The organism is uncultured Microbacterium sp., assembly GCF_913776565.1.
GTDB lineage: Bacteria > Actinomycetota > Actinomycetes > Actinomycetales > Microbacteriaceae > Microbacterium.
On record NZ_CAJYPF010000158.1, the window covers coordinates 1 to 10,179 of the forward strand.

The following is a 10,179-nucleotide window of genomic DNA, read 5'->3' on the forward strand; positions in this document are numbered from 1 at the left end:
CGAGCAGCATGAACAGCAGGCAGACCGCGATGTTGATCGGCACGACCCGCGTGAGCTCGGCGATCTCGGCGTTGCCGCTGATCTGGGCGATGAGCAGGAAGAGGAAGTCCACCGCGATCCCGGCCAGGTTCGACAGCACGATCACCGTCGCCGCCACAAGACCCCACCCGGCCATCCAGCCGACCCAGGGACCGAAGGCCCGAGCGGCCCAGGTGAACGAGGTGCCGGCATCCGGCATCCGGGAATTCAGTTCGCGATAACCGAGCGCGACCAGGAGCATGGGGATGAAGCCGACCAGGATGATCGCCGGCACCTGGAAGCCCACCGCGGACACGGTGGGTCCGAGGGCGCCGGTGAGCGTGTAGGCCGGGGCGATGGTCGAGATGCCGATGACGACGGCACCGATCATGCCGATCGAGCCGACACGAAGCCCCTTGTTCGAGATGCCGGTGGTGACGGCGCTGTCGGGTCCGGGGCTCGCGTCGTTGCGAGATGAGGTCATGAGGAAGCCTCCGAGGTGCGGGGCACCACGATCATGGGGACGGGCAGGGCGCGCAGGATCCGCCCTGCGGTGGAGCCGAGGAACAGTCGGCGCGGCTGCGCGAGGCGGCTCGAGCCGACCAGCGCGACCTCGCCGGGCAGCCAGTCGATGCGCGACACGGCATCCTCGATGTCGCTGCCGGCGCCGACCAGCGCCTCGGCCTCGATCCCGGCGGGCAGCGAGCCGCGGACGGTGTCGAGGACGTCCTGCGCGTGCGTCTGCGCCGTCAGGCGGGTCAGGCCCGCGTCGACGCGGCCGGGCAGGTCGACGCCCGCGAGCGAGAGCAGCCGCAGCGGAGCGTGCGCCCGCCGCGCCGTCGCCACCGCGGTGTCGAGCAGCACGTCGGCACCGGGTCGCGTGCCGATCGCGGTGGTGATGCGCGGCAGCCCCACCGACGGATCGACGTGGCGAGCCCCCTCCGGCGCCAGGGCGACGGGGACGGGCGCCGAGTGCACGAGCTCCTCGGCGGTCGTGCCGAGGCGGTGGCGCCCCCGCGGGCCTCCCCCGCCGGTGCCCACGACCAGCACGGCCGCTCCGAACTCCTCGGCGGCGGCCACCAGACCGTCGGACACATCGGCGGCGTAGCGGACGTGTCCCCGGATGCCGGGGAACGGCGCCAGGGCGTCGCGCAACCACCCGCGGGCGGTGTCCTCGACGAGCCGGTCGTACGAGGCGTCGCTGGGGATCGAGACGTTGCCCTGCGCCGACGGCAGGACGACGACGGCATGGACCGAGGTCTCGAGGGCCGCGCCCAGGCGGGCGCCCAACGCGAGGGCGTCCGCGCCCGCGTCGGTCGCCGTGTAGCCGACGACGACGCGGTCGCCGCTCATCCGCGTGTCCGCTCGAGGATCTCGTCGGCGGCGCGGTGACCCTGGCGGATCGCCCCGTCGACGTGCTGGTAGCCGGCGCCGGCCATGTCGCTGCACGCGAGGTGGATCGCGCCGACGGGCTGACGCTGGTCGGCGCCGTAGCGGTGCAGGCCGCCGAGGTCGAAGCTCGCGGCGTAGGCGCCGCGGGTCCACTCCTCGGTGCCCCAGTCGCTCTCGTAGTACACCGAGGGGTTCTTCGCCTCGGGGCCGTAGTAGTGCGACAGCGACTCGAGGATGCGCTCCTTGCGCTCTTCGGCGCTCAGGCGGAAGAGGTCGTCGGCGTTCTGGTCCGAGACGAAACCGACGAGCGTGCCGCGCTCATCGCCGTGGTTGGTGTTGTCGTAGGCCTCGTGGCACAGCTCGTAGGGGCTGAAGGCGGTACCGGACAGGCCCTGCTCGCGCCAGAACGGCGTGTCGTAGACGGCGTGCACCTTGATGACGAAGCCCATCGAGATGTGCTGGTGCATCTGGTGCTGCAGGCGCGGCAGCGGCGGCTCGAACGAGATGCGCGAGTAGAGCACCGGTGCGAGCGCCAGGATCGCGAAGCGCGCGCGCACCGTCACGCCGTCGGCGACGACGGTGACGCCCGCGGACGCCGCCTTGGCCGTCTCGACGCGCGCGGTCAGCGCCCGCAGGTCCTCGACCCGCCGCCCCGTGCCCGCGTCGGCCGAGCGCTCGACGGCGACGGACTCCTCGCCCCAGATGATGCGGCGGACGGGCTGATTGAGCAGCACGTCGTCGCCGAGACGCTCGGCGAGCAGCTCGGGCACCTGCTGCAGCCCACCGGTGACGCGCTTGTCGAGGATGAAGTCGGCATCCACCAGGTGCGAATACGAGCCCGCGGATGCCGCCATCAGCAGCGACTGCAGCAGGGAGAACGTGTGGGTCGGCTTGGTGAGCATCGCCGAACCGGTCGCGAAGGCGAGGTTTCGCACGGCCTCGTCGTCGTCGGTCTGCTGGCGCAGCCACGCGTCCCACGAGATCTTGTCCCACTCGTCGGCGCGGGGGTGCTCCCAGGGCTTGTCGGGGTCGATCTCGGCGACCATCGCGTCGAGCTTCGCCGTGATCTCGTCGATGACCTTCTCGGTCTCGGGAGCGACGGGGAACATCTCGCCGGTGAAGCGCTTGGTCTGGCCGTCGGCGCCGACGTAGACGCTGTCGCCCTCGCGGTAGCGGCTGTAGGTCGACAGCCCCAGCTCGGCGACCGTGTCGATCAGCGCGGTCTGGTCGGGCGAGACCCACTGCCCGCCGAGCTCGAGCATGGCGCCGTCGATGACGTCCGTCCACAGGCGTCCGCCCACGCGGTCGCGCGCCTCGAGCACGACGACCGAGAGGCCGGCCTTTCGCAGGTCGTTCGCGGCGGTGAGGCCGGCGGCGCCGGCACCGATCACGACGACGTCGCGGGTGATCTCGTCCATGGGATCTGCTTTCTCTTTCGCGTTCGCGTTCAAGGGGATGGCCCCGACGACGGCGGGCTCTTCGGGTCTTCCGCCGCCGTCGGGACGCCGGTCAGCTGCGGGCGAGGGCGGCCGCGACGACGTCGAGGCCCTCGTTCAGCAGCTCGTCGCCGATCGACAGCGGCGGAAGGAATCGGATGACGTTGCCGTACGTGCCGCACGTGAGGACGATGACGCCCTCGGCGATCGCGGCCTTGGCCACCGACGAGGTGAGCGCGGCGTCGGGCGCGCCCGTGGTCGGGTCGACGAACTCGACGGCGATCATCGCGCCGTGCCCGCGGACGTCGCCGATGCGCGGGTCGTTCTGCTGCAGCGCGTGCAGGCGGTCCTTCAGCAGCACGCCGATCTCGCGCGCGCGCTCGACGAAGCCCTCGTTCTCGAAGGCGTCGATGGATGCCAGAGCCGCGGCGCACGCGATCGGGTTACCGCCGTACGTGCCGCCCAGACCGCCGGTGTGGGTGGCATCCATGATCTCGGCGCGGCCGGTCACGGCCGCGAGCGGGAGGCCGCCCGCGATGCCCTTGGCGGTGGTGACGAGGTCGGGGACGATGCCGAAGTGCTCGCTCGCGAACATCGCGCCGGCGCGGGCGAAGCCGGACTGCACCTCGTCGGCGATGAAGACGACGCCGTTGTCGCGGCACCAGTCGACGATCGCGTTGAGGAAGCCGTCGGCGGGGACGATGAAGCCGCCCTCGCCCTGGATGGGCTCGATGATGACGGCGGCGAGGTTCTCGGCGCCGACCTGCTTCTCGATGACCGAGATCGCCTTGGCCGCGGCCTCGGGGCCGGTCAGTCCGTCGCGGAAGGGGTACGACAGCGGGGCACGGTAGACCTCGGCGGCGAAGGGACCGAAGCCGCTCTTGTACGGCATGTTCTTCGCCGTGAGCGCCATCGTCAGGTTGGTGCGGCCGTGGTAGCCGTGGTCGAAGGCGACGACGGCCTGGCGCTTGGTGTACTTGCGGGCGATCTTGACGGCGTTCTCGACGGCCTCGGCGCCCGAGTTGAACAGCGCGCTCTTCTTGGCGTGGTCGCCGGGGGTGAGGCGGTTGAGCGCCTCGGCGACCGACACGTACGAGTCGTAGGGCGACACCATGAAGCAGGTGTGGGTGAACGCGGCGACCTGCTCCTGCACGGCCTTGACGACAGCGGGGTGGGCGTTGCCGACGCTGGTGACGGCGATGCCCGAGCCGAGGTCGATGAGCGAGTTGCCGTCGGCGTCGACGACGACCCCGCCGCCGGCGGCGACGGCCTGGATGGGCACGGTGTGACCGACGCCGGATGCCACGGCAGCGGCCTTGCGCTCCAGCAGCTCCTGCGAGCGCGGACCGGGGATGGCGGTGACGAGGCGGCGCTCCTGGGCGAGGGACGGACCGCCGACGAGGGGGAGGGTGTCGAGGCTCATGGCCGCGATGCTACGGACGGCGCGACGCGCCCCGCACTCTCCTGCGTGTACAGTCGCAGGCGCCGCCGTATACGAGTTGTACAGGAGTGTCCATGGCCGACGCCGCCGTCGCCCCGCCGAGCCTGCGCGCGCTGCTCGCGCGCACCGACCTGCGCCTGCGCCTCGTCGTCGCAGAAGGCGACCTGCCCGCCGGGAGCATCGACCGCCCGGTGCGCTGGGTGCACTCCAGCGACCTCGCCGACCCGACGCCCTTCCTCAGCGAGGGGCTGGTCCTGCTGACCACCGGCACGCAGTTCACCGAGGCGGCCGACTACCCCGGCTACGTCGGGCGTCTGCTGGCCCGCGGGGTCCGCGGTCTGGGCTTCGGCACGGAGGTCGTGCGCGACGGCATCCCCTCCGGCCTGACGGCGGCCTGTCTCGAGGGCGGGATGCCGCTGTTCGAGGTCCCGTACCGCACACCCTTCATCGCGGTGGCGCGCGCCGGCGCCGAGGCCATCGCCGCCGACGCCTACGCCCGCCGCAGCTGGTCTCTCGCCGCCCAACGCGCCGTCTCGCTCGCCGCACTGCGTCCCGACGGGCTCTCGGCGACGCTCGCCGAGCTGTCCCGCCAGCTCGGCTGCTGGGTGGGTCTGTTCGACGCCGCCGGAGCCCTGCGCACCGAGTACCCCCGAGACGGCCTCGGGGCGGGGGCCGTCGAGGCGGTGACCGGCGAGGTGATCGCCTTGCTCCGCCGCGGGACGCGCGCCGCCTCGCCGCTGCGCACCGAGGGCGTGTCGGTGACGCTGCAGACCCTCGGCCGCGGCGGCCACCTGCGCGGCGCGCTCGCGATCGCCGCGGACGACCTCGATCACGAGGCCCGCAGCGTCGTGACCGCGGTCGTCGCGATGGCCGCCCTCGCCCTCGAGCAGCAGGACGGGCTGGGCCGGGCGATCGGCACTTTCCGCGCGGGCCTGGTCCAGTCGCTCTGCACGGACGACCCCGCCCTGGCGCGTCGCGCGGGCCGCGACCTGTTCGGCCCCCTGCCCGCCGCGCCCGTCGTCGTGGCGCTGACGCCCGCGGCATCCGCCCGCTCGACGGCGCTGAGCGAGTGGCTCGAGGTCCGCGCCCAGGAAGGACGGGGCGAGCTGTTCTTCGGTCGGGGCGACGACGGGATGGTGCTCGTCGTCCCGTCCGGTGCTCGTGGGCCGCTGAACGAGATCGCCGAGCGCTTCGAGCTGGTGGTCGGATGCTCGGCCCCCACCGGCTACGACGGATTCTCGAACGCGCTCACGCAGGCGCGGACCGCCCGCGACCGCCTGACGACACCCGGTGTCGCCGACTTCACCGACACGGCGCGCGCGGGACTGCTCGCCGCGCTCGGCTCCGAGGCCGCCCGCACGGTCGCGCTCGGGGCGCTCACGCCGCTGCGCACCCACGATGCGGCCCAGGGCTCGGCGCTGCTCGAGACCCTCGACGCATGGCTGACGCACGACTGCTCGCACGAGGCGACCGCGCAGGCTCTCGGCATCCACCGCCACACCGTTCGCGCCCGCGTCGCCCAGGCCGAGCGCATTCTCGGGCGCGACCTGTCGACCTTCGCCGCGCGCGCCGAGCTGTGGGCCGCGCTGCGGCTGGCGGAGTGAGCGGCGCCGGGGTCGGGGGGGTCGGGGTCGGGGGGTCGGGGTCGGGTGGGCACAACGGCGGGAACTTCGACGACTCGCCGACGACACGACGGTCCAATACGGCGTGTCGGACGATCGGCCCGCCGCTGTGCACGGCGGAGAGGGCGACAGGACCAGGACCGAGGCAACGAAGGGTCTGACGGACGGGCAGGATTCGGCCGATCCTCCACCGGACACAACGGCGGGAGTTTCGACGACTCGCCGTCGACACGGCGATCGAACACGGCGTGTCGGACGATCGGCCCGCCGCTGTGCACGGCGGAGAGGGTGACAGGACCAGGGTCGGGGGCGATCTCGACCTGCCCTCCCCAGGGGCGAGTTCTCCACAGCCAGCGGTCGCGGGCCCCGTGGCGCGGATGCGCAACCGAGTGGTGGAGGGATGTGCACCACTCGAACCCCGGTCCGGACCTACGCCGAGCTGCGCGCAGAGGGACTGACGCGCCGCGCCCTCGCCACCGCTGTGTCGTCGGGCTCCCTGCTCCATCTCCGTCGCGGCGTCTACGTCGATGCGGGCGCGTGCCGACCGGTCGTATCGGCGGCACGGCACGGCGGCGCGCTCGCCTGCGTGACGGCGGCTCGTCACCTCGGACTCTGGGTCTTGGACGCGACCGACGTAGTCCACGTGTGGATGCACGGCTCGGGGCACACGCACGCCCACGAGAATTGCGCGTGCCGCCCGCACTGGGACGACCTTCCCACCGGCCGCTTGTTCGACCTCCCCGCGGTCGCGGTGGCCCTTCGCCAGATTTTGAGGTGCCTCGGCGTCGAGGAGTTCTTCGTGGCGGTGGAGTCGGCACTACGGAAGCGACTGCTCACGGCGGCGGACCGGGCCTGGCTCCACGGTCACATCAACGAATCCGGACGCGCGGCGCTGGCCTTTGCTCGATCGGATGCCGATAGCGGTCTCGAATCATTGATGAGATGGCGGCTCCGCACGCACGCGCTCGCCGTACGCACGCAGACGCGCGTCGTCTCGGGGGGCCGGGTCGACCTCCTCATCGGCGACCGGCTCATCGTCGAGGCCGATGGTGCACCGTTTCATGAGGGAGGAAGCCAGCGGCACCGTGACCTCAGACGTGACGCGCGGGCGGCCGTGTGGGGCTTCGTGACACTCCGATTCGATTACGCGTTGATCGTGCACGACTGGCCGACCGTCGAAGCGGCCATCCTCGCCTACGTCGATCGCGGTCTGCACCTGGGCCGCTGACGTCCTCGCCGTCCGACGACGCTCCCCGACCGGCATCCCCGGCCGGGGAGCACCCGAGCACAACGGCGGGCCCTTCTCCGACACGCCGCGCCACGACACCCGTCCCCCGGCGAGTCGCACCCGCCACCCGCCGCTGTGCACGCCCAGCGGCACCGCCGCCGCCGCGACAGCACCCGCCGCCGCACGACCGAAGCACGTCCCCCCGCCGGCGGGCTCACCCCGGCGCGTGCGCCTCCAGGAACTCGTACATCTCGGTCGTGTCGACCCCCGGGAACGACCCCGTCGGCAGGGTCGCCAGCAGCGTGCGCGGGGTCCGGACGTTCGGCCACGCCTGCCCGCGCCAGGCGTTCTCGAGGTCGGCGGGCGCGCGGCGGCAGCAGGTCTCGACCGCGTGCCGCGAGACGGCCCGATTGGTCGTGTCCCGGCCGCGGAACCATCGGGTGTCATCGAAGCGCACACCCACGCTGACCGAGTGGGCCCCCTCGCTCGACTGCTCCACGCGCGCGGTGCACCAGTAGGTGCCGTTACCGGTGTCGGTGTACTGGTAGTACGGGTTGAAGAGGTCGTCCTCGTCGAAGACCACGCGGCTCGTCCAGCGCCGGCAGCACATCTGCCCCTCGATCGAGCCCAGTCGATCGGTGGGGAAGTTCACGTCGTCGTTCTCGTACGCCTTCGTGATCGTGCCCGACTCGTGCACTTTCAAGAAGTGCACCGGGATGCCGAGGTGCACGGTGGCGAGATTGGTGAAGCGGTGCGCGGCGGTCTCGTACGACACCGAATAGGCGTCGCGCAGGTCCTCGATGCTGAGCGCGCGCCGCTCCTTCGCCTCGCGCAGGGCCGGGACGACGTGCGCCTCGGGCATGAGCAGGGCCCCGGTGAGGTAGTTCGTCTCGACACGCTGACGCAGGAACTCGTCGTAGCTCGTCGGCTCGCCGTGACCGAGCATGCGGCTCGACAGCGCCTGCAGCACCGCGGCGCGCGGATCGCCCTTCGCGACCTTCGTCGAGAGGTAGAGCCGGCCGTTCTTCACGTCGGCGATGCTCCGCGTCGACGAGGGGAGATCCGGGACGTAGTGCAGCGTGAACCCGAGGTGCGCGGCGATGTCGCTCGCCCCACGCTGCGTGAGAGGTCCGCCGGGGTGTGCGATCGCGGTGAGCATCTCGGATGCCACGCGCTCGAGCTCCGGGAAGTGGTTGTCCTGCGTGCGCATGAGCCGGCGCAGGGCCACATTCGCCCGACGCGCCTCCTCGGGTGTCGCGGAACGCTCTTCGCGAAGCCGTTCGATCTCGGCCTGCAGCGCGAGCATCGCGGCGAGCGCCTCATCGGGGACGGACCGCCCGACGCGGAAAGGGGCGATACCGAGGGCTTGGAACGTCTGCCCGCGCATGGCGCGTTCGACGGACAGCTCGAGGGTGGCGCGGGCGTCGAGGGGCTCGGCATCCAGGATCTGGTCCAACGTGCATCCGAGGGCCCGCGCGATCGCCTGCAGCAGCGTGAGCTTCGCCTCACGACGACCGTTCTCGATCATCGACATCTGACTCGGCGCGCGCCCCACCGCGGCGGCGAGGTCGTCGAGGGTCAGGCCGCGCGCGGTGCGCAGCTGCCGGATGCGCCGACCGATGGTGAGGGTGTCCACCTCTTCATGGTCGAGCGGGAGGGATGCCGAGGGCAGGGAGACGCCGGTGTCCATACCGGCAGGATCTCACGACAACGGAAGATCGGTCGATCTTCACACGAAGAATCGTGTTCGAGCGGGTGGATCTTCGCCGACAGTGGTCTCCACGGGGCACCGACGCCCCGTCACCCGAAGGAGGACGACATGACGATCCAGGCCACCCCCGCCCAGCAGCCCCTGCGCCCCGGCGACCAGACCGAGACCGCCGATGAGATCCGCGCCGCGTGGGAGTCCGACCCGCGCTGGGACGGCATCGAGCGGACCTACACCGCCGAAGACGTCGTCCGCCTCCGCGGGAGCGTCCGCGAGGAGTCCACCCTCGCCCGCCGCGGAGCCGAGAACCTGTGGAACCTGATCCACACCGAGGAGTACGTCCGCGCCCTCGGCGCGTACACGGGCGGTCAGGCCGTGCAGCAGGTGCGCGCCGGACTCAAGGCCATCTACCTCAGCGGCTGGCAGGTCGCCGCCGACGGCAACCTCGCGGGTCAGACCTACCCCGACCAGAGCCTGTACCCCGCCAACAGCGTTCCCGCCGTGGTGCGTCGCATCAACAACGCGCTGCTTCGACAGGACCAGATCGAGCGCGCCGAGGGAGAGATCACGCAGGACTGGCTCGCCCCCATCGTCGCCGACGCCGAAGCGGGCTTCGGCGGTCCGCTGAACGCGTACGAGCTGGCGCAGTCGCTGATCGCGGCGGGGGCCGCCGGCATCCACTGGGAAGACCAGCTCGCGAGCGAGAAGAAGTGCGGTCACCTCGGGGGCAAGGTGCTCGTGCCCACACAGCAGCACATCCGAACGCTCAATGCCGCGCGACTGGCGGCGGACGTCGCGGGGGTGCCGACCGTGATCATCGCGCGCACGGATGCCCTGGCGGCCGACCTGCTCACCAGCGATGTCGACGAGCGCGACGCCGCGTTCCTCACCGGCGAGCGCACGGGCGAAGGCTTCTACCGGGTGCGTCCCGGACTGGATGCCGTGATCTCGCGCGGTCTCGCTTTCGCCCCCTACGCCGATCTGATCTGGGTCGAGACGGGCGAACCCGACATCGAGCTGGCCCGCGCCTTCGCCGAGGCGATCCACGCCCGCTACCCCGGCAAGAAGCTCGCGTACAACTGCTCGCCGAGCTTCAACTGGAAGCGCCACCTCGACGACGAGCAGATCGCCACGTTCCAGGCCGACCTGGCCGCCCTCGGCTACGCCTTCCAGTTCATCACGCTGGCCGGTTTCCACGCCGTGAACCACTCGATGTTCGACCTCGCCCGCGGCTACGCCGAGCGCGCCATGAGCGCGTACGTCGAGCTGCAGGAGGCCGAGTTCGCCGCCGAAGCGAACGGCTACACCGCCACGCGCCACCAGCGCGAGGCGGG

8 protein-coding genes are annotated in these 10,179 nt (G+C 71.8%); 3 read left to right on the plus strand and 5 right to left on the minus strand.

What is annotated here, in order from left to right:
- From QZ433_RS08710 to gabT, 4 genes are all read right to left on the minus strand, one after another.
- The coding region (locus QZ433_RS08710; RefSeq protein ID WP_295782048.1) for an amino acid permease at positions 1–502 on the minus strand (502 nt) is incomplete at its 3' end.
- Complete coding sequence (locus tag QZ433_RS08715; RefSeq protein ID WP_295782051.1) at positions 499–1,371, minus strand: universal stress protein; 873 nt, start codon at positions 1,369–1,371, stop codon at positions 499–501. The genes QZ433_RS08715 and QZ433_RS08710, both read right to left, overlap by 4 nt.
- The gene (locus QZ433_RS08720; RefSeq protein WP_295782053.1) at positions 1,368–2,828 is read right to left on the minus strand and encodes an NAD(P)/FAD-dependent oxidoreductase; all 1,461 of its coding nucleotides are present in this window, start codon (positions 2,826–2,828) and stop codon (positions 1,368–1,370) included. Before QZ433_RS08720 ends, QZ433_RS08715 begins: the two co-directional genes overlap by 4 nt.
- Positions 2,829–2,919: 91 nt before the next feature.
- On the minus strand, positions 2,920–4,269 hold the full coding sequence (gabT, locus tag QZ433_RS08725; protein ID WP_295782055.1) for a 4-aminobutyrate--2-oxoglutarate transaminase: 1,350 nt from the start codon (positions 4,267–4,269) through the stop codon (positions 2,920–2,922).
- Between the two features lie 92 nt (positions 4,270–4,361).
- On the opposite strand from gabT, the gene QZ433_RS08730 reads away from it, so the two are divergent.
- Positions 4,362–5,891 (plus strand): PucR family transcriptional regulator, encoded by a 1,530-nt coding sequence (locus QZ433_RS08730; protein WP_295782058.1) that lies wholly within the window; start codon positions 4,362–4,364, stop codon positions 5,889–5,891.
- A 418-nt stretch (positions 5,892–6,309) separates the two neighbouring features.
- On the plus strand, positions 6,310–7,137 hold the full coding sequence (locus QZ433_RS08735) for a type IV toxin-antitoxin system AbiEi family antitoxin domain-containing protein (RefSeq protein ID WP_295782060.1): 828 nt from the start codon (positions 6,310–6,312) through the stop codon (positions 7,135–7,137).
- Between the two features lie 214 nt (positions 7,138–7,351).
- On the opposite strand, the gene QZ433_RS08740 is transcribed toward QZ433_RS08735, so the two are convergent.
- Positions 7,352–8,827 (minus strand): helix-turn-helix transcriptional regulator, encoded by a 1,476-nt coding sequence (locus QZ433_RS08740; protein ID WP_295782062.1) that lies wholly within the window; start codon positions 8,825–8,827, stop codon positions 7,352–7,354.
- Between the two features lie 129 nt (positions 8,828–8,956).
- On the opposite strand from QZ433_RS08740, the gene aceA reads away from it, so the two are divergent.
- Positions 8,957–10,179 (plus strand): isocitrate lyase (aceA, locus tag QZ433_RS08745; protein WP_295782064.1); only part of this gene is annotated, 1,223 nt, incomplete at its 3' end.

Bases quoted from the DNA above. Each gene is read 5' to 3' on its own strand.
- QZ433_RS08740 (WP_295782062.1), bottom strand. From the start codon at position 8,827: ATGGACACCGGCGTCTCCCTGCCCTCGGCATCCCTCCCGCTCGACCAT.
- QZ433_RS08715 (WP_295782051.1), bottom strand. From the start codon at position 1,371: ATGAGCGGCGACCGCGTCGTCGTCGGCTACACGGCGACCGACGCGGGC.
- QZ433_RS08730 (WP_295782058.1), top strand. From the start codon at position 4,362: ATGGCCGACGCCGCCGTCGCCCCGCCGAGCCTGCGCGCGCTGCTCGCG.
- QZ433_RS08735 (WP_295782060.1), top strand. From the start codon at position 6,310: ATGTGCACCACTCGAACCCCGGTCCGGACCTACGCCGAGCTGCGCGCA.
- QZ433_RS08720 (WP_295782053.1), bottom strand. From the start codon at position 2,828: ATGGACGAGATCACCCGCGACGTCGTCGTGATCGGTGCCGGCGCCGCC.
- gabT (WP_295782055.1), bottom strand. From the start codon at position 4,269: ATGAGCCTCGACACCCTCCCCCTCGTCGGCGGTCCGTCCCTCGCCCAG.